At 61.8% G+C, this 24,408-nt stretch carries 20 protein-coding genes; 8 read left to right on the top strand and 12 right to left on the bottom strand.

Annotated elements, in window-relative coordinates:
• Positions 1 to 40 precede the first annotated feature (40 nt).
• The 3 genes from GH656_RS09395 (at position 41) to GH656_RS09385 (ending at position 4,340) form a co-directional block, all read left to right on the top strand.
• Positions 41 to 802: a response regulator transcription factor gene (locus GH656_RS09395; protein WP_174769732.1), complete on the top strand. Its 762-nt coding sequence runs from the start codon at positions 41 to 43 to the stop codon at positions 800 to 802.
• Between the two features lie 375 nt (positions 803 to 1,177).
• Positions 1,178 to 3,001, top strand: a complete 1,824-nt coding sequence (locus tag GH656_RS09390; protein ID WP_174769731.1) for an inositol phosphate phosphatase SopB — start codon at positions 1,178 to 1,180, stop codon at positions 2,999 to 3,001.
• Between the two features lie 439 nt (positions 3,002 to 3,440).
• Positions 3,441 to 4,340, top strand: coding sequence for a response regulator (locus GH656_RS09385; protein WP_153075632.1), 900 nt, complete (start codon positions 3,441 to 3,443; stop codon positions 4,338 to 4,340).
• Positions 4,341 to 4,636: 296 nt separating this feature from the next.
• Here GH656_RS09385 and pdxR read toward each other — a convergent pair whose 3' ends face one another.
• On the bottom strand, positions 4,637 to 6,094 hold the full coding sequence (gene pdxR, locus GH656_RS09380; RefSeq protein WP_153075631.1) for a MocR-like pyridoxine biosynthesis transcription factor PdxR: 1,458 nt from the start codon (positions 6,092 to 6,094) through the stop codon (positions 4,637 to 4,639).
• Positions 6,095 to 6,284: 190 nt separating this feature from the next.
• Between pdxR and GH656_RS09375 the strand changes: the two genes are divergently transcribed.
• The 4 genes from GH656_RS09375 to GH656_RS09360 all read left to right on the top strand — a co-directional run bounded on the left by GH656_RS09375 (position 6,285) and on the right by GH656_RS09360 (position 11,693).
• Entirely contained in the window at positions 6,285 to 7,361 is a 1,077-nt protein-coding gene (locus GH656_RS09375) for a phosphotransferase (protein ID WP_153075630.1), read from the top strand.
• Positions 7,348 to 8,673: an aspartate aminotransferase family protein gene (locus GH656_RS09370; RefSeq protein WP_153075629.1), complete on the top strand. Its 1,326-nt coding sequence runs from the start codon at positions 7,348 to 7,350 to the stop codon at positions 8,671 to 8,673. The genes GH656_RS09375 and GH656_RS09370 overlap by 14 nt, the downstream gene beginning before the upstream one ends.
• A gap of 195 nt (positions 8,674 to 8,868) precedes the next feature.
• Positions 8,869 to 9,870: an ABC transporter substrate-binding protein gene (locus tag GH656_RS09365; RefSeq protein ID WP_153076620.1), complete on the top strand. Its 1,002-nt coding sequence runs from the start codon at positions 8,869 to 8,871 to the stop codon at positions 9,868 to 9,870.
• Positions 9,871 to 9,935: 65 nt separating this feature from the next.
• Positions 9,936 to 11,693, top strand: coding sequence for an ATP-binding response regulator (locus GH656_RS09360; RefSeq protein ID WP_246184238.1), 1,758 nt, complete (start codon positions 9,936 to 9,938; stop codon positions 11,691 to 11,693).
• Positions 11,694 to 11,935: 242 nt separating this feature from the next.
• On the opposite strand, the gene GH656_RS09355 is transcribed toward GH656_RS09360, so the two are convergent.
• The 3 genes from GH656_RS09355 to GH656_RS09345 are packed head-to-tail and all read right to left on the bottom strand — an operon-like array spanning position 11,936 to position 14,069.
• Positions 11,936 to 12,187, bottom strand: coding sequence for an EscF/YscF/HrpA family type III secretion system needle major subunit (locus GH656_RS09355; RefSeq protein ID WP_153075627.1), 252 nt, complete (start codon positions 12,185 to 12,187; stop codon positions 11,936 to 11,938).
• Between the two features lie 26 nt (positions 12,188 to 12,213).
• Positions 12,214 to 12,471 carry an EscE/YscE/SsaE family type III secretion system needle protein co-chaperone gene (locus GH656_RS09350; protein WP_153075626.1) on the bottom strand — a complete coding sequence of 86 codons (258 nt, stop codon included), beginning with the start codon at positions 12,469 to 12,471 and terminating at the stop codon, positions 12,214 to 12,216.
• Positions 12,468 to 14,069, bottom strand: a complete 1,602-nt coding sequence (locus GH656_RS09345) for a hypothetical protein (protein ID WP_153075625.1) — start codon at positions 14,067 to 14,069, stop codon at positions 12,468 to 12,470. Before GH656_RS09345 ends, GH656_RS09350 begins: the two co-directional genes overlap by 4 nt.
• 29 nt (positions 14,070 to 14,098) lie before the next feature.
• On the opposite strand from GH656_RS09345, the gene GH656_RS09340 reads away from it, so the two are divergent.
• On the top strand, positions 14,099 to 14,449 hold the full coding sequence (locus GH656_RS09340) for an STAS domain-containing protein (protein WP_153075624.1): 351 nt from the start codon (positions 14,099 to 14,101) through the stop codon (positions 14,447 to 14,449).
• A 175-nt stretch (positions 14,450 to 14,624) separates the two neighbouring features.
• Here the strand turns inward: GH656_RS09340 and sctV are convergent, their stop codons facing one another.
• The 8 genes from sctV to GH656_RS09300 all read right to left on the bottom strand — a co-directional run bounded on the left by sctV (position 14,625) and on the right by GH656_RS09300 (position 24,376).
• Complete coding sequence (gene sctV / locus GH656_RS09335; protein WP_153075623.1) at positions 14,625 to 16,727, bottom strand: type III secretion system export apparatus subunit SctV; 2,103 nt, start codon at positions 16,725 to 16,727, stop codon at positions 14,625 to 14,627.
• Between the two features lie 5 nt (positions 16,728 to 16,732).
• On the bottom strand, positions 16,733 to 17,188 hold the full coding sequence (locus tag GH656_RS09330; protein ID WP_153075622.1) for a hypothetical protein: 456 nt from the start codon (positions 17,186 to 17,188) through the stop codon (positions 16,733 to 16,735).
• Positions 17,185 to 17,616, bottom strand: a complete 432-nt coding sequence (gene sctX / locus GH656_RS09325; protein WP_153075621.1) for a type III secretion apparatus assembly protein SctX — start codon at positions 17,614 to 17,616, stop codon at positions 17,185 to 17,187. Before sctX ends, GH656_RS09330 begins: the two co-directional genes overlap by 4 nt.
• Positions 17,617 to 17,628: 12 nt before the next feature.
• Positions 17,629 to 17,997, bottom strand: a complete 369-nt coding sequence (locus GH656_RS09320; RefSeq protein ID WP_153075620.1) for a type III secretion system chaperone family protein — start codon at positions 17,995 to 17,997, stop codon at positions 17,629 to 17,631.
• Between the two features lie 78 nt (positions 17,998 to 18,075).
• Complete coding sequence (locus GH656_RS09315) at positions 18,076 to 19,329, bottom strand: hypothetical protein (protein WP_153075619.1); 1,254 nt, start codon at positions 19,327 to 19,329, stop codon at positions 18,076 to 18,078.
• Positions 19,330 to 19,634: 305 nt separating this feature from the next.
• Positions 19,635 to 21,683, bottom strand: coding sequence for a PP2C family protein-serine/threonine phosphatase (locus GH656_RS09310; RefSeq protein WP_153075618.1), 2,049 nt, complete (start codon positions 21,681 to 21,683; stop codon positions 19,635 to 19,637).
• The gene (locus GH656_RS09305; protein WP_153075617.1) at positions 21,670 to 23,514 is read right to left on the bottom strand and encodes a hypothetical protein; all 1,845 of its coding nucleotides are present in this window, start codon (positions 23,512 to 23,514) and stop codon (positions 21,670 to 21,672) included. The genes GH656_RS09310 and GH656_RS09305 overlap by 14 nt, the downstream gene beginning before the upstream one ends.
• Complete coding sequence (locus GH656_RS09300) at positions 23,507 to 24,376, bottom strand: hypothetical protein (protein WP_153075616.1); 870 nt, start codon at positions 24,374 to 24,376, stop codon at positions 23,507 to 23,509. Before GH656_RS09300 ends, GH656_RS09305 begins: the two co-directional genes overlap by 8 nt.
• Between the last annotated feature and the right edge of the window lie 32 nt (positions 24,377 to 24,408).

Raw genomic sequence — 24,408 nt, 5'->3', positions numbered from 1 at the left:
CGGTTTTGATACGTATAAAAGAATCGTCATGGAGAGTCGCGTGAGAGTTGGAATAGCGAGTGGCGATGCCGTGCTGATCCACAGCATCGGGGAATGTTTTGGGCATGATGGCGTGGCGGTAGATGCCTATAGCGACGACCGCAAACTGCTGCGCGCGATGCGCGGCGGACGTTACGACATGGTGCTGATCGACGTGCAGCACGACATGATTGCAGCGCGGCCGCTGCTGTCGTGGCGCAATGGCAATCCCGACTTGTTTACGCCGGTGATCGTGCTGGCGCGTCATCCAGACTGGTCGGATCTGCGGGCGCTGGCGCAAGCCGGGGCGCAAGACGTGGTGCACCGGGATGATGTCGAGCAGATTCGTTTCCGGGTCTATCTCGTGCTGCAGCGTGAAGGGCGTAACCGTCTGGCTGACCGTCTGCAGCACGGGCCGTATACGTTGCATCGGGATCTCGGCGCGATCTTCGTGAATGGCACCGAGGTGGCGCTGACGGCGCGTGAGTTTTCACTGGCGTGGCTTTTTTTCTCTCACCCGGGGCGGGTGCTGAGCCGCGCGCAGATCGCTGCGACGGTGTGGGATGCGTGCAAGGAGATCGCCGCGCGTTCGATTGAGCAGCACATTCATACGCTGCGTAAAAAACTCAAGTTATCGGCCACCGGGCTGTGCAATATCCGCACGGTGTATGCGCTGGGCTACCGGCTTGATTTGCTCGCGTCCGAGCCGTCGCAGCGCGATGCGGCCCGGGCGGAGACGTGCCTGGCACCGCGCCGGGTGCTGGCGGATTACGCGGATGGCTAGGGCAGCGCCGCTCACGCCTGTGGGGCACTGAGTCATCCGGTTGAGTGCCGCGTGAACTAATGCTGAATAAAAATGCTGGGTGAAATATGGAACTCGCGGGCGCGAGCGGTTACTTAACTGACTGAAACAAGTATCAGACCACGCAGAAAAATGATTTTGGTAGTGCTTCGACAAGCAACAGGCAACAAATAGGCGAGGGATCAACGGTGTCAAAAGCGCGAGCTGAATGGATCAGCGCTGCGCGTTTTGCCGGTGAAGCCACTCGATCTGGTATGCGAGCGGGGTCTTCCAGCTAGCTGCGTGAACTGATTACTCCAAGGTAGGGGGCAGGCAATGGCGGGCGGCATAAGTTTAAACACGAGCTTGAGTGGGAGTGTGAACTCGGAGTACCTCAAGAACGCGTCCCCCAAAGACGTCGGCATGGACTTGCTGTACCCCATGAGAAAGCGCACGCCAGGCCAGGACCCCTTTAACGGTACCCCGTTGCACGGCAATTGCGCGCTTAGCGTTGAGCCACCCGCCAAAAAATTCACGAATGATGCGTCGGGCTCCAGAGATGTGGGTTATCTCGCGGATGAGGCCAGCTTGCTGCAGAGCACGGCCATCAACATGATTCGGCGATCTGGGTGGGCGGCTTTCTTTGTAGCCGAGGATTTCGCGTTGCCAACGTGCAGTGGGGCGATGACGCGCCATGCCACCAAGGCCGATATCGCGCAGTTCGAGGCCTACCGCCTGCAGGTGGACCAGGCGCTATACCGCGTGGCCCGTAGTGCGGGCGACAAGCGTTCGCAGGATAAGCTCAGCAAAAAGCTGAAACGCGCCATGGCACAGGAGCGTAACCGCCAGCGCGTGTCCGTGATAAGGCGGGAAGTGCGTTCTGGTGACATCCTGTTCCATTCCACGATGACCCCGGCTTCGCAGCTCCCAGCGCTCAAATCCCGCTACGACAAGATCGAAGAGAACATCTTTACCAGCGGCTTCCAGGAAAGCGCGCACGCGACCAATCTCTGGTCGTCGACGTGTGAGCTCGAAGACCCGGTGACGGGGGAGCTCAAGGAGGTTTCAAGCGTGCTGCGTCTTGCCGTGAATGCGCCGCAGATACCGGGAGCAAGCCCTGAAGAAGTCAGGGCGGCTGCGGTTGAACGGACCCTCGAAGTGCTGTTGGTAGCAGCCGGTATGCGCGCGCCTGCGTTAGCCACGACCGAAGGCCAGCCAGCGACGGAGGGCGCTGAGGTGGTGGGTGGCCCGCTAGCAGTCCCCACCATGTCTGCGTGCACCTCTGGCGCGAAGCCTGTGAAGATCAAGCTCGTGCCGATTTCGATACTCACGCCAACGAAAGGTATGCCTGAAGGGGACATGACGAGGCTGCAGTTCGAGACGTATAAAAAGCTGAATGACATTTATAAAGATGGCGGCACGATAAAACTGAATGGGTCTGATGACGAGATCACCGAGGTCTCAGCCGAGTTTTTTTCGTTCAGCACCGGAGTGAATGCCGGTGCCATGCTGGCTCCCGACGGTAATACGCTGTTCGGTCGGGCGCTGGGTTTTATCTTTGCACCGTTAACGGAATACATCGGCGGCTGGGACTACTCCGACACCATCAATGCCGCCTCGTTGCCCGGATTTTTTGCGGCTGCCAGGGAGCACGCCACACTGGAAAAGAGCAGCGCGTCCACTGACGCTGAGAAAGCGCTAGCAGAGTCGCTTGCCGAGGAAATCGAAGGGCTGATAGGGGACATCGAGGCGCAGATGAAGGACAAGCGCCATCACACACCGGGCAAGAATCCGTATTTATTGCCGCTGCTGCTAGCGCTCCTTGCACAGCGCGCAGGTTGCATTCCGGTCATTAACTGCAAGAGCGGCAAGGATCGCACCGCGTGGCTGGATTCACTGATCAAGGCTTACAACCTGCAGATCGAGCGCAGCCGCAACTCGCCGCATTTGCAAAACAAACGTCCGGAAGGCACGAGCTACCTTGAGTGGATCTCCGACACTTATGAGATATCTGGCTATTACCTGTTTCGTGAGCTGTTTTGTGATATCGCCGTACAGGGTGGCAGCATGGATATCCAGCTCCTGAGCACCGGGTTCAAGGGCTACAAGGTGTTTGGTCTGGGCACGCCTGAAGCGATGTACCAGTTGGCGGGCTACTTGCTGGACGAACTGATCGGACTCTCCAGACTGACGAGTAGTTAAGCGCGTTCGTTAAGTACGTTTGTTAGGCACGCTCGCCAGGGCATAGCCGGGTCATGTCCGGCTATGCCGGGTTTTCGGCATCCTGGCTCAGTTATTTCCCCCACTGCACAGGGCGGCACCACGCCCGCTCCGCATCCAGCCGTTCCCCTCGCCGCATTAAGCGGCTGTCTGCCGTATCAACTTTGCTGATGACCCTTATCAGATAAATTTGAGATGGCTATACGATGCGTTTTGAATTGGTCTTACGGTCTGTGACCCGCACGCATTACACTTCCCCCCTAAAGACTTAGCAAGACAAAAAAATTCGTAAGACCAGATGCAACAGGTTTATCGAGCCGCCTGAAAACGGCAGGCAGCGTCCGTGCGATGTGATTTTTTCTCACATAAGACAGGGCCGTTGACCCGCTAGTGGCAGGCGGCAAATCACGGGGGTGATGCAATGGGAACAATCTGCCTGATTGACGACCACGCCATGTTCAGAGAAGGACTGGCGTTGACGTTACGCGCACACATGCCACAGATGCAGGTGCTGATGGCGGCAAGCGGGGCGCAGGCACTGCTGCGGCTAGCGAGTGAGCCGGCTGTGGAGATGATCGTCGCGGACTATTTCTTGCCCGATCTGGGTGGCGCGGATCTGATTCGACGCTTGCGTGCAGTGGCGCGGAATGTGCCGCTAATTGTTCTCTCATCAGCTGACGACCAGCGCGATGCGCACGACGCGTTCGAAGCGGGTGCCAGCGCCTTCGTGCATAAATCCAGCCACTGCGACGAGCTGTTCGAGGTGATGCGGCGTGTGGCTCAAGGTGAGCGTGGTCTGCTGCGGATGCATCAGATCACTCGGCCAGCGGCTCCCGTTGCCAATGGTTTTTTCGGCCGTCTGACTTCACGCCAGTGCGAAGTGTTGCGCCTGATTGGTGTGGGGCTGCGCAACCGGGAGATCGGCGAGCGCCTGGCGATGACCGAAAAAACCGTGAAAAACCATATTTCGTCGATCTTCAGCGTGCTGGGTGTGCCGAACCGGACCCAGGCGGCCCTGCTCGCAGTGCAAGGCGGGTTGTGCGATGGCGTCTCGGATGTGATGCCGCCAGCGGCGCTGGAAGTGATGCCGGTGGTGCCAGCGCTGCAGACAGCGCGGGCGAGCGCAGTGGTGACGCCCGCGCCCGCCACGCTGGCTGGCAAAGCGGTACAAGCGGCACCGGCCCTTGGCATGTCAGCCGCGCCGATGCTGACGGAGATTGCGCGCCGCAGTCCGCCTCCTGTGGCATCCGCACCGCGCGTCGGGCTGGCAAGACGCGAAGCGCGTCTGATGCTGCCCATCGGAGCGATTCCCTGCCTTTGAGGCATGGTTATGCATGTGCTTGATTGAGATGTGAGGCGTGAGATGTGAGGCGTGCGCTCAGATAGAACGCGTTTGAAAGACAGACACACCTGAACTTGAGACAGGTTTTGACACACTGCCGCGTTCCCAGCGCGCCGTGTCTACGCCGGGCCCTTTGAGCGCCCGGTTTTTTTTGCCCCGCGCTTTGTGCTCCTCTTTCATCCCTCTTTCGCCCATCGGGAGGGAAGGCCACCCACGCGCGTTGGCTTTCTGTGCCAGCGCGCAGGCGTTGCAGCGCTAATGTGCTCACACATCAGCTAGCCCATCAATCGCTCATGACACTGCGCCAGCAGCGCGACTTTCTCGTTGATCTGTTCCGTGGGCACGCCGCCATAACCCAGCACCAGGCCATTCGGTTGGCCCGCTTCGATCTGGTAGTACTGCAGCTCGCGCAGCGAGAGCTTGAGCGCCGCGCCCTCGGCCACCAGCGCGCCGACGTCGAGCGCCGGGTCGAAATGGCATTGCAGATGCAGCCCCGCGCGCCCGCCAGAAAGCGTCGCAGCCCGCCCGAGGTGGCGGCTGAAGGAATCGAGCAACGTCGCGCGGCGCTCGGCATACACCCCACGCATGGTGCGCACGTGAGCCGCGAAGTGGCCCGAGGTGATGAAGTCGGCCATGGCCGCATGAGTCGTGATCTGCCCGGGACGAAACAGTTGCGCGAGGCTGGTGGCGAAGGCGTCGGCCAGCGCGGGCGGCACCACCACATACGACATGCGCAAGCCCGGATACAGCACCTTGCTGAAGGTGCCCATGTACAGCACCCGGCCATGCGTATCCAGCCCTTGCAGCGATGGCAGCGGCCGCTCGTCGTAATGGAACTCGCTGTCGTAGTCGTCTTCGAGAATCCAGAAATCGCGTTCATGCGCGAGCCGTAGCAACTCGGTGCGCCGCTTGAGCGACATCACGGTGCCGGAAGGGTACTGGTGCGAGGGCGTGGCAACCAGCAATTTGGGCGAGGCGGCGAGCGTGGCCTCGTCCAGCACGACGCCTTCGTCGTCCAGCTTGCACGCCAGCACCTCAAGGCCCGCCGCGCGCAGCACGGTGGGAATCCCCCAGTGGCACGGATCTTCGGTGGCGGCGGTGCCGCCGTGATCGGTCAGCATGCGGGCGCAGAGATCGAGCGACTGATGCGTGCCCGCCGTGATGATGACTTGCTCAGGTTCGCACTGCACCCCGCGCGAAATACGCAGATAGCTCGCCAGCGCGCGCCGCAGTGGCATATAGCCACCTCCTGCGCCATAACCGGTGAGCATGTTGAATTCCTTGCGCAGATAGCGGTTTTGCAGGCGCTGCCACACATGAAACGGAAACTGCGAAATATCCGCCACGCCAGGCACGAACGCGCCTTCCAGCTGCACCAGCCCTTGCGTGCTGGAGACAATCTGCGCGCCACGGCGCGAGATGCCAGTGGCAGTGGGCGTGGGGCGCTCGCGTGGGCCGCGCTGGGCGAAGGTATCGGCGACATACGTGCCGCTGCCGACACTCGCGCTCAGATAGCCCTCGCTCGTCAGGCGCTCATAAACCCGCAGCACGGTAATGCGCGAGACTTTGAGCTGGCTAGCCAGCGCGCGCGTGGAAGGCATGCGGTGCCCGACCTTGAGCAGCCCGTCGAGCACGCAGCGCTGAATGCATTGCGCAATCTGGTTTTGCAGCGACTCGCCGCTATCCGGCACGAGCCGCGGCAAGATCAGATCGCTAAGAAGAATGGCTTCCATTTGGGGGCTTGTGAGAAGGGTTTTTGTAAGAGGTGGCCTCAATCAGGCGTGGAAATTGGCCCTATCGCGCTGCGCCATTCTCGTTAGGATGAATGGGCGCGCTGAGAAAGCGTGCCGCCGGTCCCGGCGCATCGCCATCAGGCGACCGGTGTACGCGCATAACAATTTTTCGTAACGCATTGGGAGTGCTATGTCGGATCTTTATCCGCTGACCTTGCAGGCTTCGCTGCTGAATCCGGCACCCCAGGTGCCTGCCAGCGCGGTCCGTGATATCGCCGTCTCGGTGTTCGGCCAGACTGGCGAAGTCACACCGCTGACGGGCGAACGCGACCAGAATTTTCATCTGAAAACTGCTGAGGGACATGAATATCTGCTGAAAATTACGCACCCGGGCGAGCCGCAGGACGTCGTGAACTTTCAGACCGAAGCGTTCCGCCATGTGGCGCGGGTCGATCCGGGCCTGCCTGTGTCGACGTTGTATCCGGGCCTGTGCGGCAGCTACGAGCCGCTAGTGCAGATCAACGCTGACGACCGGCGTGTGGTGCGGCTGTTTTCGTGGATGCAAGGTGAGCCGCTGCATCGCACGGCCGCTACGCCCGCGTTGCGGCGCAATCTAGGCGTGAGTCTGGCACAGCTTGATCTGGCGTTGCGCGGCTTTTTTCATCCGGCGTCGAATTACCCGCTGTTGTGGGACGTCAAACGTATGCAGGCGCTGACCCGGCTGGTGGAGCGGCTTGAAGGCGATGAGCGGCGTAGCATGGCAGAAGGCTTCGTGCGTAATTTCGAGCGCTATACCAACCCAGTGCTGCCTACGCTGCGCGCGCAAGTGATTCACAACGATATGAACGGGCATAACGTGCTGGTCGACAGCGGGGCGCATGAAACTGTCGCGGGCATTCTCGACTTCGGCGACATCATCTACGCGCCGCTGATCCAGGATCTGGCCGTGGCCTGTTCGTATCACATCAATGTGACCGGCAATCCGCTGGCCAGCGTGGCGGACATGGTCAGCGGCTATCACTCGGTGCTGCCGCTCGAAGCGGCTGAGATCGACGTGCTGTTCGACCTGATCGCCGCGCGGCTGGTCATGACGGTCGCTATTACCGAATGGCGCGCCCAGCATATGCCGGAAAACAGTGCCTATATCTTGCGTAACAACGCCCTCGCGTGGAGCGGGTTGCACCGGCTCCTGACCCTGTCACGGGATGAAGCGCGAGATTATCTCCATGCCTGCTGTGCTGCGGAGGCTTGTGATGTCCGTCATTGAAGCGTGCGGCAACCCCGCTAGTGCCACCGAAGCAAAAACCCATCCCGCTGCAACCACCGCCGCGATTCTCGCGCGCCGCGCTCATCTGCTGGGGCCTGCCTATCGCCTGTTCTATGAGCGTCCGTTGCATCCGGTGCGCGGTGAGGGGGTCTGGCTGTACGACGATGAAGGCCGCCGCTATCTCGATGCATACAACAACGTCGCCGCAGTGGGCCATTGCCATCCGCGCGTAGTCGAAGCGATTGCCCGCCAGGCTGCGCAACTGAATACCCACACGCGTTATCTGCACACCGGCATTCTCGATTACGCCGAACGTTTGCTGGCGCTGTTGCCTGCGGCCGATTACCAACTGATGCTGACGTGTACCGGCAGCGAAGCCAATGACCTGGCCTTGCGCGCCGCGCGGGCGTTTACTGGCGGCACTGGCGTGATCGTCACCGAATGCGCTTATCACGGCGTCACCTCAGCCGTGGCCGAAGTGTCGCCATCGCTGGGCATGGCGCTGGGCCCGATGGTGCGCACTGTGCCAGCGCCTGGCACGGGTGGCCCGCTGAGTTTCGCGCAGCACGTGCAAGCGGCGCTCGACGATATGCGCGCGCACGGCGTGCGGCCTGCGGCGTTGCTCGTCGATACGATTTTTTCTAGCGATGGCGTGCGCTCGCATCCTTGCGATGCGCTTGCACCTGCCGCCGACGTGATCCGCCGCGCAGGTGGCGTGCTGATCGCCGATGAGGTGCAAGCGGGTTTCTGGCGTCTGGGTGAGCGCATGTGGGGCTTCGAGCGCCACGGCGTGGTGCCGGACATCATCACGATGGGCAAGCCGATGGGCAATGGCCACCCGGTGGCGGGCGTGGCGTTGCGCGCGGAGATCATCGCGTCGTTTGGCGCGTCGGTGCGCTACTTCAATACGTTCGGCGGTAATCCGGTGTCGTGCGCGGCAGCAGCAGCGGTGCTCGATGTGCTCGAAGACGAAAAACTCGGTGAAAACGCGTACTACGTTGGTGAGCATCTGCATGCGGGCTTGCGCTGGCTCGCACAACGTCACGCGCTGATCGCGGAGGTGCGCGGCACGGGGCTCTTCGCCGGGGTCGAACTGGGCGCGCCAGCCGGCGCGGCACAGCCTTTGGCACAGATTGCCGCGAACGTGGTGAATGGCATGCGCGAGGCCGGTGTGTTGATTTCCGCCACAGGGGTGCAAGGAAATGTGTTGAAAATTCGCCCGCCGCTGCCTTTTTCGGGAGAACATGCGGACCTGCTGATTGAAGCACTCGATGACGCCTTGGCATTCGCCACGGCACGCGCCCGGCTTTAGCCAGAAAAACGGTGCGAGGGGCAGCTGCTGCGCGCTTCTCGTTACCAGGCCAATGACGCAGCAGGCAATGACGCAGCACGCAGCATGTACCAGGCAGGAAACAGCAAGTCCAGCGCAGTACGCAGTAACCCAATAACTGAAGGATGCGAGGAGAGACACATGAAACAAGGCATCGTATGGCCGCTAACAGGCTTGATGATGGTGATGGCTGGCGCAGCTCAGGCGCAATCGAGCCTGACGGTGGTGAATTTCGGCGGCGCGAATGGCGACGCGCAGCGCGCGGCGTTTGTCCAGCCGTTTGAAAAGGCGTCGGGCACCAAGGTCTCGGTGGTCGAATACGACGGCTCGCAAGCCAAGGTCAAGGCAATGGTCGAAGCGAAGCACGTGTCGTGGGACGTGGTGGATGTGGAGTCTGGTGATCTGGGCCGGGGCTGTAGCGAGGGCCTGTACGAGAAGCTCGATTTCACGAAGATCGGCAAGCAGGCTGATTACATCCCAGGCTCGATTGACGAATGCGGCGTAGGGGCCTTTGTCTGGTCCACGGCGCTGGCGTATAACGCCGATGCGCTCAAAACAGCCCCTACTGGCTGGAAAGACTTCTGGGACGTGAAGAAGATTCCAGGCAAGCGCGGCTTGCGCAAGATGGCGCGGGGCAATCTGGAGTTCGCGCTGATGGCCGATGGCGTGCCGCCGAAAGATGTCTACAGCGTGCTGGCGACACCAGCCGGGGTGGACCGCGCGTTTAAAAAGCTGACTGAACTCAAGCCGTACATCCAGTGGTGGGAAGCTGGTGCGCAAGCGCCGCAGTTTCTGGTGGCGGGTGACGTCGTGATGTCGTCGGCATTCAATGGCCGGATCAACGCCGCGCGCAAAGATGGCAAGAACCTCCAGGTCGCATGGAATGGCAGCATCTACGATCTCGACTACTGGGCCATCGTCAAGGGCACGCCTAATCTCGCGGCGGCATACAAATACATCGCGTATGCCACCTCGCCTGGTGCCACGGCGGATTTCGCCAAACGGATTGGTTATGGCCCGGTGAATACCGGCGGGATTGCGAAGCTCGATGCAAAAACGCTGGCGTCGCTGCCTAACTCACCGCAGAACATCAAAAACGCGGTGCGTCAGGATGGCGAATTCTGGACCGATCATGGTGATGAACTTGAACAGCGTTTTGCTGCATGGGCGGCTAAATAGGTCATGTTGTGATCCGGTTTTTTCCTGACTTACCTGCACAGCCATCCGATTACGGTGAACGGATCGTGGCTGTGCAGGTTTCATCGTTACGCCGTAGTTTTCCGTTTGCATTGACGGGCTCTGCGCTGAGCGCATGTGTGGTGGCGAATGTGATGCGCGACGTCGTGGCGTTGCCGCAAGTCATGTCATGGCTGGTGCTGACACTGTGCGTCGCGCTTGCGCGCTGTCTGGCGATGCTGCATTACGACCGCAACAGCGGCCAGCCCGGTGCTGGGCCGCGCTGGTTGCGCCAGATGATGCTGGGCAACCTGGTGTCGGGAGCGTTATGGGGGTTTCCGTTCGCCTGGTGGACCTTCTTCGTGCCGCTTGAATACCAGCTATTTTTTATCGTCGTGCTGTTTGGTCTTGGCACTGGCGCGATCTATTCGAATTACATGGTGTTGCCGGTGGTGTACGCGTTTCAGGTGATGGCGTTTGCGCCGCCCTTTCTCGCGTTGATGGTGCAGCCGTCCGTTGTGCATCTGGCGCTGGTGGTTGCGGGCAGCGCGTATCTGGTGGCCACGCTGGCGTTTATTCACCGTATGAACAAGACCCATCTGGATGCGTTGCGGCTGGGTTATGAAAACCTCGCGCTGCTCGATCAGGTACGCCTTGAAAAAGACGCGGCCGAACGCAGCGACCTCGAAAAATCCCGCTTTCTCGCTGCGGCCAGCCATGACCTGCGCCAGCCGGTGCATGCGATGAGCCTCTTTCTCGGCTTGCTGGCGCTCGAAAATCTCTCCAGCCGCAGCCGTTATCTGGTTGAAAACATCACGCGTGCCACCTCAGCGATGGGGCATTTGTTTGATGCGCTGCTGAATATTTCACGCCTCGATGCGGGCGTAATTCATCCGCGTATCGAAGCGTTTTCACTGGATGCGCTGCTCGACCAGATTCGCTCCGAATACACCCCGCAAGCGCAGCAAAAAGGTTTGTCGCTGCATGTGCGGCCAAGCCACGCGGTGGTGCGCTCCGATCCGCTGTTGCTGGAGCGGATCTTGCGCAACCTGGTGAGCAACGCGATCGTGCATACCGTGCGCGGACGTGTGCTGGTGGGCTGCCGGAAGCGGGGCGAGGGGCTCGACATCGAGGTCTGGGACACCGGCCCTGGCATTCCGGCACGCGAGCATGAGCGCATCTTCTGGGAGTTTCACCAGTTGCGGAACCCTGAGCGCGACCGGGGCAAGGGGCTGGGTTTGGGGCTGGCGATCGTGCGGCGCACTGCGACGCTGCTGGGCCACACGTTGACGCTGCGTTCCCGCGAGGGACGCGGCACGGTGTTTGTGCTGAGCGTGCAACGTGGCGCGAGCACGGTGCCGCAACTCGAAGCCGAGGCCGAGGCGGCCCGTGAGGCTGAAACGGCGGCGCAGGCCAGCACTGCACGCCATACCGGCCAACTGATTCTGGTGGTGGACGATGACGCGCAAAACCGCGAAGGGCTGAGCTTGCTGCTGGAGGGTTGGGGCTATCGAGTGGTGGCCGCATCGAATGGCGACAGCTTGCTGGGCAAGATCGCCCATATGCGCGACAAGCCCGCGCTGATCGTCACGGATTACCGTCTGCGCGATCACGAAACCGGGATTCAGGTGATTGACCGGGTGCGCGAGGAATACAACGACCCGGATATTCCGGTGCTGCTGGTGAGTGGCGATACTGATCCATCGCGTCTGGTGCAGGCCGCCGAGCGGGAAATGCCGTTGCTGCACAAGCCGGTGGAAGTTGATGCGCTGCGCAGCTGGATAGACCGGCTGCTGGCGGGTAATGATGTACCGGCGCAAGCCTGAAAGCCTGTGTTGGTGCGTTTTCGCGGTACGGCTGCGGTGTCTGGCGAAAGGGCTAATTTCCACGCGGGCTATACCGGCCACTTCGGCTGCAATTGCTACGGTTAACTAGCAGCGGCCAACTACAACGGCCAACTACAGCGGCCAACTACAGCGGCCAACTACAGCGGCCAACTACAGCGGCGCGATGCGCCAGACCTGGCACTTGAAGCCTGGGCCTGGCGTTCGCTCGTCCTTATGCCGTTTTATCCCGCTTTCTGAATCACGCCTTTCAGCGTGTCGCCAATTTCCTTAATGACGGTCGCATCCATCGACACGTCCATCGACCACGTTTGCAGCTTTTGCTGAGCTTTCAGCAAGTCTCCTTCGGTGGGCGATTTGCCAAGCGCATTGAGCGTGGATTGCAAATCGGCTTCGGCTGAATCGACTGAGGTGCCAATCATCGCGGCAAAGCCGTCGATATTGAGTGAGTTGCTAGACGGGTTATAGGTCGGCATGGCGTGAATCTCCGTAAATACAGGTGTTACTGAGGCTGGCGGCTGAAAGTCTCAATCACGGTGCTGGATGCGCTCAGCGCCTGTTTGATGGTGGTGAGTTCCTTGAAACGCTCTGGGGTGGATTTGCGGCGCAATTCCTGGTCGATCCGTTCGGTGAGGGTTTTGAGCTGTGCCAGCAACGCTTGCGCGCGCTGCTCGCCATGTGGGCCTTTCAGTTCGGTTTCGAGCTCAGTCATCGCTTCGGGCGGTGGCTGGAATGAGGTGTGCGGGAGCTTTGAGTTCATCGTTGCACCATCAGGAGGCGGGGAGAATCGAAAAGAATGCGGTCGGCTTCGATCGCTTTGAGATGCCAGCCCCGGTAGCTGCCACCGGGGGAGACGATTGTGCCGTCCGAGATCATCAGGTACGGATTGGTGCCGCCAATCACTGAACGGATGGTGAAGGGCAGCGAGTTATCCGACGCAGTCGCGGCATCCGCGCCCGCATGGGCGATGTGAGCCGTGAACGGAATGCGGCTGCGATAGCGTTCGTCGAGCACATGCAGCGCACCATCGAGCGAGTTCTCTTGCTCCGCGCTGAAATCGCCACTCACCACGATGCGCTGACCGTCCCACTGCACCTCAGCCTGGCGCAGCCCTGCCGCTGCGAGATCGGCACGGGTCCGGCGCACGATATCTGCGGGGTAGTCGATTTGCCCTGTCGTGACGTAGTAGTCAGGTAACGCATGACGTAGCCGGCCGAGCACCAGGTCCACTTGCTGCGCTGATATCGCGGCACCGCTCAGCTTGATATGACGCTTGTTGTCGATATCGAGGTTGAGCGTGGGCGCGTAGTCATCAAGGGTGCTGCGCACGATGTCGCGCACGTCGTCGCCGGTGAGCACGTTGAGCGCTGGACGTGGCACGACGCGTGCTAGCTGTGCGGCCAGCGCGTCGTAGCTGGCGCGGTCGGGCAATGAGCCCGAGACTAGTTCCACGCCATCAGCGCGGCGCGAGACATGCAGGCTTGACCAGTGAGGTTGCGCGAGAATCGCCGCGAGCTGCGGATTGATCGGCCGTGCGGCGGCTTCGCTGGCCGCACTCGCGGCATGCGGGGATTGCGCGCCTTTAGCGGTTACGGCATTGGCCGTGGAGGCAACGCGTGGTGCATGCGCGGTGGCGCTGGTTGCGGTGCCGCCGAAGCCGTAGGTGTGCAGCAACGCCAGGTGACCCGGCGACAGCGCGCGCGGCAACAGCGCGCAGACGCCTAGCGCCACCAGCGCCAGCACGGAGGTGCGGCGATGGTGCGCGAGCTTCGATGGCGGTTCGTCGTCATCGTCGTCATCATCATCATCATCGTCCGTGCGCTCGCGCCACCGGGGTGACGTGTCGCGTGCGTCCTCGTCATGGAAGCGGCTTGTGCCACTGCCTTCGGTGCTGTCTTCGAAGCCGTCTTCTGCGCCGGCTTCACGCGCTTCTTCAAGCGCGGCGCGGCGTTGGGCCTGGCGTTCGGTTTCGGCGCGTTCGCGCTGAGTTGTTGCATGCGTGGCTTGCCATGCCAGCGGATCGGGCATGGTGCTGCCAGCGGGCGCGACGCTCAGCCAGACATCAGCAATCTGAAACGCCTTTGGCATGGGCAGCCAGACTTCGGTTTCGAGTATCTGGCCCAGCTCGTTGCTCCCTGGCCCGAGCAGCAGTAATTGCCATGCGCCGTCCTCGTGACGGATCTGCACGTGAAAGGGTTCAATCCCGTCATCGGCTAGCGCAATCTCGTTGTCATCGTCCTGACCGAGCGACAACAGTTCGTTTTCGGCCGGTGACAACGGCACCCGGGTTCCGCCATGAACGCCAGAGACAATATAGAGTTCATCTGACGGGCGATATGAGGTATCGTCGCTACTCATAATGCATACGGGGAAGTCAGGAGAGACTTATGGCACAAAGCAAGACACTTGGCACGACGATAGATCAGCGCGATGACGCGCTGATCGTAGCGCTGACTGGCAGGCTCGACAGCAGCGTTTCTGACGGTTTCGGCAAGACCTTGGGCGACGCACTGAACCCGGATATCAAGCAACTCATCATCAATTTCGACGCACTGACTTACATCAGCTCGGCTGGCTTGCGCTCCATCCTGATCGCGGGCAAGCAGTTGCACGCAATGCATGGCCGTATGGTGCTGGTGGGTTTGCATGGGCTGGTGCAACAGGTGTTTGAAACCTGTGGTTTTCTGATTCTGTTTGAAACGGCCGCTTCGGTTGAGGCGGCGCTGGCGGCGCAATAAGTTGTGCATCAAGTGGTGTATCAAGTCATGCATCAGGCCGTGCATCAGGCGGCGTAGCGGGGTGAACGGCGAGCCGCAAGGCCGCCGTGAGTGACCAGAATCCCCCCGCTGACAGGTGGTGATCGCTTGCATGTCTGTTTTGCTGGGCACCAGAGCCCAGCCCCCATCCGTTACGTTAGAGGCCAATCCGGCCCAGCGGCTGAATGTTGATTTCAGTCGCCAGTTCCTGATATGACAGCACCGCGAGCTCATACAGGTCGGCCTCAATCATCTTGCGCAGATACCGGCGTATATCCATGGAGGTCAGCAATACCGGCCGCAACGTGGCCTGACCGATATCGCCCACCATCTCAATGATGTTTTGCAGCAGTTTCTTCGACACATCTGGATCAAGCGCCAGATAGCTGCCAGCCGAGGTTTGCCGCACCGCGTCGCGCAGGGTTTCTTCGACGTCCGGGGTCAGCATGTAAGCGCTCAGCACGTTCTGGCTGCTGCTGTGGCGATGGCTGATCTGGCGCTTCAGCGCTGAGCGGACGTACTCCGTCAGCAACACCGAATCCTTCTCTTTCTGGCCCCACTCGATCAGCGCTTCAAGAATCGTGCGCAGGTTGCGGATCGACACGCCTTCCGACACTAGCCGCTGCAGAATTTCAGCGATTTTCTGCGCGGGCAGAATCCGTGTGGCTTCTTTAATCAGTTCGCCAAAGCGTGATTCCAGGCCAGACAGCAGCGACTTGGTTTCCTGAATGCCGATGAAGTCGGCGCTATAGCGCTTGAGCACGGCTGCAAGGTGGTACGAAAAAATCTTGGTCGGGGTGAAAAACCCGATGCCGGCATCGTTTAGCAGCCGCTGGAGCTTGGCCGAGACCCAGATGGTCGGAATGCCCGGCAAGAAGGTGCGCTCGGTTTCGTGCGCAACCCCAAGCGCATCGAGATTGCGGGCGCTTTCGCGCACCAGCAGGCTTTCTGGGCGCACATGGCCTGAGGCCACCGGCACTTCATTAAGCAAGATCACGTAGCGGCCCGCTTCCAGTTCCGGATTAAAGCGCAGTTGAATACCGGGGAAGGGCACGCCCAGATCGTTGTACAGCGCCTGGCGCACGGCGATCAGTTCGTCGTTCAACGCCTGCACGCCGAAGGTCGCCTTGAGCCCGGCATGCACGTCGAGCATCACGGGCACGGCCGTGGCGTATTCCATCGGCGCTTTGTGCGCGGTTGAATCGCCACTGGCTGCCGGGGTACCGCTGTCGCCGAAGGTGGCACCTTCGGCCTTGCTGAGCTGCTCGGGCGTTGCCTGGGACAGCGCGTAGCCGACAGCGGCGAGCGCGAAGCTCAGGATCACGAAAATCAGGCTGGGCATGCCCGGGATCAGGGCCATGGTCAGCATCGCGGCGGCGGCGATCAGCAGCGCGCGCGGCCGGGCCAGCACCTGCGCCGAAATGTCCTTGCCGACGTTGCTGCCCTTGTGGGTGTCGGTCGACACCCGGGTCACGATCATCCCTGCGCTGATGGCGATAAAGAGCGCGGGAATCTGCGCAATCAGGCCGTCACCGATGGTGAGCACGGAGTACGTGCTCATGGCTTCGCTGGCCGACATGCCGTTTTGCATCGTGCCGATAATCAGCCCGCCGATCAGGTTGACGGCCACGATGATGAGCCCGGCGATCGCGTCGCCCTTGACGAACTTCATCGCGCCATCCATCGCGCCGTACAGCTGGCTTTCCTTTTCGACCAGCGAGCGGCGTTTGCGCGCTTCGTCCATGTCGATTGAGCCTGCGCGCAAGTCGCCGTCAATCGACATCTGCTTGCCTGGCATCGCGTCCAGCGAAAAGCGCGCAGCAACTTCAGCTACCCGCTCCGCGCCCTTGGTAATCACCACGAACTGCACGATGGTCAGGATCAGGAACACCACCAGCCCGACCACCAGATTGCCGCCCACGACGAAGTTACCGAAGGTGTAGACGATGTGCCCAGCGTCAGCCTGCAACAGGATCAGCCGGGTGGTGGCGATGCTGATGCCAAGACGGAACAGCGTGGTGACCAGCAGCACCGACGGAAACGAAGCGAAATGCAGCGGCGAGGGCAGATACAGCGCCACCAGCAGCAACGTGACCGCCACGCTCATGTTGAACGCGATCAGGATGTCCACCACCAGCGTGGGCAGCGGCAAGATCATGATGAAAATGATGCCGAGCACGCCAGCGGCCAGCATCAGGTCGCCGCGGCTCATGGCGGCGAAAATCAGGCGCTGGAATTGCGCGCGAAGGGTATGCAGCATGTGATTCATCGTGTGGTGGAGTCGGGGTCTGCAGCGGCATCGGCGGCATCGGCTTGCGCGGCAGCGGCGGCGTCTAGCGCGGTTTGTTGCATCCGGGCGTCGAGAAAGTGCTGCATTGCTTCGGCTGCGGCTTCTTTATGACCGAGCTCGGAGAGAGTTTCCGCGCGCAGCAACAGCAAGATGGGCAACAGTTGCGCGTCGGCATCGCTGATGTGCTCGATGATCGCCAGGGCTTCTTCGGGAGCATTGGTGTCGATGCGCATCAGCGCACGCAGCGCGGCGGTGGTCGCACTGTTGTCACCACACAGATGCAACGTGTCGAACAGCACCTGGGCTTGCCTTGAGCGCCCATGACGCCAGTACATGAAGCCGAGCGTGGCCAGCAGGTCGTGGGTGTCGGCGTCGGCGTCGGTGCTGACGTGGCCGGCGCTACTAAGCGGGATGTCGGTCAAGAGGGTCATCCCTGGAGCAAGGCGTTCATGTACATGTGAAGCAGGTTCTTCGACGCATTGAAGTCCTGCAGAATTTCTTCTGCTTCATCCAGCAACGCGGCATGTTCGGGATAGGCCTGACGCAGGCGGTGCAAGCGCAGCCGCAGCCGTTGCAGGTTCATATCGAGCGCATGGCGCGAAGTCGCCACCATCAGGCGGCGCGCGGGTTGCAGGTCACGTCCTACCTGATCGCGCAGGCTAGGCATCTGGAACAGCCAGTCGAGGCGCGAGCCGGTAGGCACATCGTCGGCCATCAGCAGCGACGCGTCTGGCAGCTCAAGTTCCTGTTCGATCCCGTCTACGATTTCTTCGATGCCGTAGACAAACTGCGATTTGGCCGATGGTGCCGTCGGTACTGTGTGCGGCACGTGGACGATGATTTTCCGTTGCACTCCCATGGCTGTGCTCCGCTACAGGTTAGCTAGCCGGGCGAGCAACGCCTGGCTGGAATCGTGCAGGATGGTTTCGTCGAAATCGCGGATCGCGTGCCGCATCGCAATCACCAGCAGCGGGCCGCTATCGCCTTGCACGATGCCGGTGGCGGTGGTGGGTTGCAGCGCGGTTTCGTTGAGCCAGTTTTCACCCAGCAGTGTTTCGAGGTGCTCGGTCGCGGCTTCGGCTAGTGGCGCGCTGGCATACACCAGCACGTCGCTGCCAATGCGCTCGACGGTGAGGCTGCGCTCGTCATCCAGCGCGAGCTGGGCTACGTGGTCAGGCGAGCAGGGCCAACCGGGCAAGCCCAGACGTTTGCCGTACTGGTCAATGATTTCTTCTAGCATGTCGGGCTCATGCACCATGGAGGTTGGGTGTCGAAACGGATGGGCGCGTAGATCAGCGCATGGCTCTGGGCAGTCTGATCAAGCGGCGGGGGAGGCTCCCGAGGATTCCGGGAAATCTGCATCCCAGGCGGCTTCGGCGACTTCGGTGGCCTTGTCCGAGGTAAGCAACAGCGCGGTCGTGAGCCCTTGCCACTGCTTGGGCAGGAACTCGTTGGCCAGGGTGCTTTTCACCATGCGCGTCAACTGGTTGAAAAACGTCACGCGCTCTTCCAGATCGGTGATTTTCAGCTTGTCGGCCATCTTCTCGAAGCTGAGCGGGGAGACAAGCGAGCTGCTGGTGTTGTTGCAGACGCTGCTCAGCAGTTCTTCCAGGCGATTTTTTTCGTGCTCGGCCTGGGCGATGTTGGCGGGTGCCGGATCAGGATGGCGTCGCAGAATCTCGCGGCATCCCATGATCAGCGAGGCCAGCAATTGCAAGCGGCGGTTGTCGCGCAGCAGCATGTACAGCCGCTCATCGGGCTTGGTGACTGTGCTCCAGAGGTTAATCAGGTGGTGCACTGCCGCGGTAACCTTTTTGATCGCGCCAAGCAGCCCGTCATTCTTGAATTCCGCCAGCACTTGCTTGATCAGGTTGTCGAGGCCGGGCTTGTCAAACACGATGTCGTGGAAGGTATTGATGAGGGCCGCGTCATGCTCGCGCGCCTCCCGGGTTGTCAGCGTGCTTTCCTTGATCGCGGCATACGCTGCCGCATCGGTCATGATGTGCTGGCCGTACTTGTCTTCCAGATCCTGAATGTCGTTATTCAGTGCCTTCAAGGCTTCAGGCCTCAGCGTGGCACCGTGTTTTTGCTTGACGAGACACAGCGTGAAGTACTGCGCCACGCCGTTCGCCTCGGTGTCCGGTTGCTGGCCGCTGCTATTGCCTGATTCGCCACCGGTGAGGTTGTTGCCCGGCAGATAGCGGGCCGCCGCCTGTGCGATGTGGCTTTCCAGACCGGCGCGATCCGCTTCGGCATCGGCTTCGCTGCTGTCCCGTTTGGCCAGATCGCCCTCGCGCTGGCCGTTGCGCTTTTTGCCGCCAACCTTGCCCATCACGACAAGGTAGCCTCCCAGATCTTCTTCAGACATGGCCACGGCCACGCTGCCGCTATTGTTGATAGCGATTGATGGGTTGCCTTTGCGCTTGACCGGATTATTTGCCGCTGAGCGTTTGATCGTCGTCATGCCTTCCGGCATCCGGATTTCGAAGTCCTGCTCCTCTTTTTTCAGCGGAGCGAGGTTTTGGGTCTGGGCCAATGCCCGAGCTGACTGAACGGTAGAGGTTACTGACATGAGGTAAGCGATCCACAAACAGGCGCGACAGGCTCCGCGCGAAAATCGGGAAGATCGGCCGGCGTAAATAACGGACGCAAAACAAGCCGTAGACGCCCCTTGAGTAACAGTGCCTCGAAGTTAGTTCCAATTTTTTTCGCAGCCTTGCTGGACGGGGCTTAGGCGAGCGTTTGCACATGTTCGCGGGGGGGCAATGGCTGGATTTCAGCGCAAGGCTGGCCCGGTTTGTGCGGCCAGCCTTGCGCTGGCGCGGAGTTTTGGCGCGGGAGGGGGCGGGAGGGGGCGGGATAGGGCGCTGGCGTGTCTCAGGTGACGTCGGCACCGCGCCAGGTGACGCTGACGCAGGCGATATCGTCCGACGGTGCCTGGCCATGCTCGAACGCTCGCACGGCGGCGATGACTTGCGCGGGCAGCGGCCCCTGGCCGTGCGCGAGCGCGGCGTGCAGGGTGTCGATCAGGCGTTCCTCGCCAAATAGCGCCTGGTTTGCGTCGGCGGCCTCGGTGACGCCATCGGTATACATAAACAACGTGTCACCGGGTTGCAGCACCACCTGCGAGGCGGCGAAGCGGCGCTGCATGATGATTCCCAGCGCCGGGTTCGGCTGCAGCGCCAGTGGTTCTGGCTTTTGCCCGGCGCGGCACAGCAGCGGTGCCGGGTGGCCGCCGTTGACGTAGGTCAGCGTGCCGCTGCGCAAATCCAGCACGCCATGAAACAGCGTGACGAACATGGTCTGGGAGTTATCGCTGGCCAGCAGGCTGTTGAGCCATTCGATATGTTCGGCGGGGCTGACCTGCACGCCCGCGCCAAGGCGCAGCAGGGTCCGCACCAGGGTCATGAAGAGCGCGGCTGGTACGCCTTTGCCGGAGACGTCGCCCAGGTCAAGCGCCAGGTGGTTTTCATCAAGCAGGGTGTAAGCGTAGAAGTCGCCGCCAATTTCGCGTGCGGGCACCATGCTGGCCTCGATTTGAACCGCGCGCGTGTCGGGCTGGGAGCGCGGCAAGATGGCTTGCTGCAGATCGTGGGCGATCGCTAGCTCACGTTGCAGGCTGGCCAGCGCGGCGCGGGTTTCGACCGATTGCTCGACTTCTTCCAGCAGCGCCAGCAGGCGTTTTTGCTGGCCTGCGATCAGATGGGTCAGGCGGCTCAAGGTGCCCGAGAGTGCGAGCAGCTGGTTGCCTGCCGGAATGCTGTCGACGCTTTGCAGCTCCTGCAAGATCGTGTCGCGCTCACCCGCGCCCAGGCGCTCGGAGAGCACCCCAAGCTGCTCCCGGATCACCGCTTCCTGGCGTTCCCACGCAAAGCGTTGTTCGTCTTGCACCAGTTCAAACTGCATCAGCGAGTGACGAATCGCGCCCGCATGGCGCGCCAGCTGGCCCAGCAGACCCGGCAATTCTTCATCTTCGGGATCGAGCTGGGCGGCGGTATCGAGCCGCGCGAGCCGCCGGGTGGCTTGCACGATGCGCGTGAGCGCATTCGACAGCCGGTTCAGCAGTACCCCGACACAAATCATTCCGGCGAAGATCGCCATGCCGATGGCGATGAGCGAGATCAGAAAATGACGCTCGGCCGGGGTCATCCCGGCGGGCAGGGCCCGGGCTGCTACCAGCGCTCCGGCGACATGGCCAGTGGGGCTGGCGATGGGCACGGAGATGATTTCGTAGCGCTGGCCATGGAGTGACGCCAGCGCGACCTGGCCCGCGCCCTGTGGAATGCGTTGCAGCGGGAGCTCCAGCGTGCCACTGCCGCTACGCATGACCTCGGTGCCACGCAGGTTCACCAGAAAGACGTTGGCACCGGTAGTGGTAGCGATCTGCGCCAGCGTGTCTTCCATGTCGAGGCCGAACACCGCATAGCCCGCGAGCGGTGTTCGGCCCAAGGCGATGGCATACACCCACATGTAGCGCTGGTTTTGCCACGGCACGACGCCACCGATGTTGCGCTCGGGATGCAGCTCCAGCGCGGTGCGCAGCATGCTGTTGAGTAATGGCTGGGCTTCGGTGCCGTGATGATTGGCGTACAGCAGCGCGCCATTGCGGTCGTATAGCTCAAGCCATGGGTGTGAGTTAAAGCCGCGTTCCGCCATGCGTGCGGCGCGCTCCAGCTCCTGCACCTGGCCTGCCGCGATGGCATCGGTCAGGCCAGGGTAGTTGCTGAGCCGCTCCGCTTGCTGGTCGAGCTGGGCCAGATTGTTGTGCTGCGCGGTTTGCCATATCCAGTCGATGGACTGCACCGCAACCTGTTGCGAGGCGCCGGTGTAGTCCTGCTGGCTTTTGGCCAGAAACCAGCCGCAGACGCAGCCAATCGCCGCGAGCAGGGCGACTGTGGAGATAAAAAAACGGTTACGCGAGAGCATGCTTGCGTCCAGCCAGGCGAGTGTGGAGCCATCCGGCGCATAGCAGCAGCACGCCTATGCTGAGCGCGCTTAACTCGAAGGTGTCGCGCTTGATGAGAAGTGCCGCGGGCGGCGCGCCGAGATGCACTAGCACGGGCCAGAGCAGTGCGGCGCTGGTGAGCAACCAGTCGAGGCAGAGCAGCAGCACCAGCGGGGCATCGCCCGTGTGGTAGAGCCGGTTGCGGCTGCGCATGCTGAGCCACAGCGCAGCGGCGGCCAGCGGCAGCACCAGATGATCGGTGGTGAACCAGAGCAGCGTCACCAGCAACACCGCCAGCAGGTGATAAGGCGAGACCCGGCGCGCGCTGCGCAGCCCCAGCCATGCGCAGAAAAACAGCACCGCGATGGCGGAATCACGCACTGCGCTGCGGTCGGTGGCGCTGAGCAGATACGTCACCGCTTGCAGGATGAGGCCGCTGCCAAGTGCCACCAGCAGCACGCTGAACAGTTCGCCGCAGCGGATGCGCCGCGTGGGCAATGGCACATACGAGGCCACGGGCAGTGCCGCGTGCAGCATCAGCAGTAGGGCGACGGCAAGCAGCAGCCACAGCAGGACCACCACGTCACTGGCATGGAGCAAGGTCGTGACGAATACGCCAAAGATCGGGCCGATCACCAGCGCGCCCAGCGCGACGCCACGGCACACCGAAAAACGCTCGCGCCGCCGGCTTAACGGGTTGCGTTGATCAAGCGCGAGTGCCACGCGGGCACCGAAGGTGGCGGCCATGCCAAGCAGCATTTCTGGCAATGGCGGCGGCGAGCCTGCGGTGATCCCGAGCAGGGTCAGCAGTAGCGAAGTCAGTAGCAGCGCGTAGAGCGCACCAAGGCGCAAGCGTCCCAGCGCGCCCAGCACCACGCCAAACGCTAGCGAACCTAGCCCGCGTGGCGTGGGATGCAGCAGGGCCAGCGCCGTGCCAGACCAGAGCGCGGCATGCAGCAGCGCGGAGAAACGGTGATAGCAACTAATGCTGGCGCGCACCCGGTTGATCCGCTGCGGCGTGCCAAAGGTGTCATCGCCGCGGACCTGCTCGGGCAACGCTCGCAGCATCTGTTGACGCTCAGGAGAGGTTTCGGTGCGGGCCTGTGATTCCGCCAGACGAATCACCCGTTCATAGCGGTCGAGCAACGTGAGCATCATGTTGGTCAGCATTTGCGGGCGCAGATCGGCATCGTTGCGGCGCGTGCCTTTCCAGAGCCGGTTGAACTGTCCGTGACAGGCGCTCACGATCAGACGCCGCACCGTGCGCTCGCGCTGCCACGGGCCACGCGCCAGCGAAAAATGCAGCGCCTCGGCCATTAGCAACGAGGTCGCCAGCATCAGGCATAGCGCGACCAGCACGATTTGCAGCAGGTCTTCGGCTTCCAGCCGGTCGGAGACCCGCACCGTGAGCCAGTACGGATCACGCTCGGCGCTGGCGATCGGCAGCGTGAAGGTCACGCCAAGGTTCAGGGCATCGCGGCGAGTGTCGCGCTGGCTATGCACCAGCGGCTGGCTGCCGCTGCGGTCGTGCAAGACCAGCTCGTCGATATCGGGAAAGCGCGTCATGCGCTGGCGAAAGATCGCATTGACCTCGGCCAGCCCAGCGGGGGTATCCAGCGCGGGCAAGCCCAGCGAGTCGAACTGGCGTGCGAGGCGCGCGGCGTAGGTGCCCGCATGGATGCTGGCCGCGTCATGGCGGATGTTGTGCATTTGCCACAACGCCTGGGCGCTGCACCAGGTGACCAGCACCAGCGAGACGCACCAGGTGAAGCAGAGCAGATGGCGCAGGAGGTGGCGGCCAGGTTTATTCATTCCGTGCGCCCTGGTTCGCCAAAAAGCGCTCGGCGGCTTCGATCCGCGCTTCGGCTTGCAAGAGCCGCTGCAGCGCGGTGTCGAGCGGAGTGCCGGCGGTGTCCAGCAGGGCGGCTGCCGTTACGGTGTCCGCGCGGGGGGGCATGCGGGTGTCCGTGTGGGTCTCTGTGAATAAGCGCGACGCGCTTGCGTCATCCAGCGCGTGCTGGGCCTGGGCGATGCGCTGGGTCTGATGCAGTACAAAGCGGCTCATTGGCCGGTACAGCAAGACGAACACAAAACACGCGAGGGCTGCCGCGCTTAGGCTGAGAAATCCGCTGGACAGGCTGGTCATGGGGATCTCAACGGGTGAGGCGGGGGGCGTGCGATAGGTGATGCTGATGTAGCCAGCCAGCGTTGCGTGACGGTTTAGCAGCGGGACGCCATACGTGGTGTAGCCATCGGCATGCACTAGCCAGCGCGGCGTCGCATGGTTGCGCCAGTGCTCAAACACGGCTTGCCAGCTAGCGGGCACCAGGGTGCCGATGGTGCTGGCATCGGTGCTGAACACGGTGCGTCCGACCGGGGTGAAGATATCCACGGAGGTGAGCATCGGATGCCGCACCAGGTTCGCCTGAATCAGCGCGTCGCCATCTGGCAGCGACTCCAGCGCTGTGCCATGCGCCAGCGCTGCTTCGAACTGGTCACGTAACTCCCAGATCGGCGCGCCGGTTTGCTCAATCACCTGTTCATGCCGGCAAGCGTGCTCAATCGCTGCGTAGGCCATGCCGGTCAGCACGATGCAAGCTAGCAGCGTGAGGCACCACGGCCAGGTTGCCTCGGCTAGCAGTGCAGGGCCCTGGCGGCGTGTTGCGGCTCGCATGAAATGTAAAAGGGTGCTGGCGGATTGGCGCA

This window comes from Paraburkholderia bonniea (genome assembly GCF_009455625.1).
In the GTDB taxonomy this organism is placed as follows: Bacteria; Pseudomonadota; Gammaproteobacteria; order Burkholderiales; family Burkholderiaceae; genus Paraburkholderia; species Paraburkholderia bonniea.
Note: the sequence above shows the minus strand (reverse complement) of the source record. Positions and strands in the feature narration are given on the sequence as shown.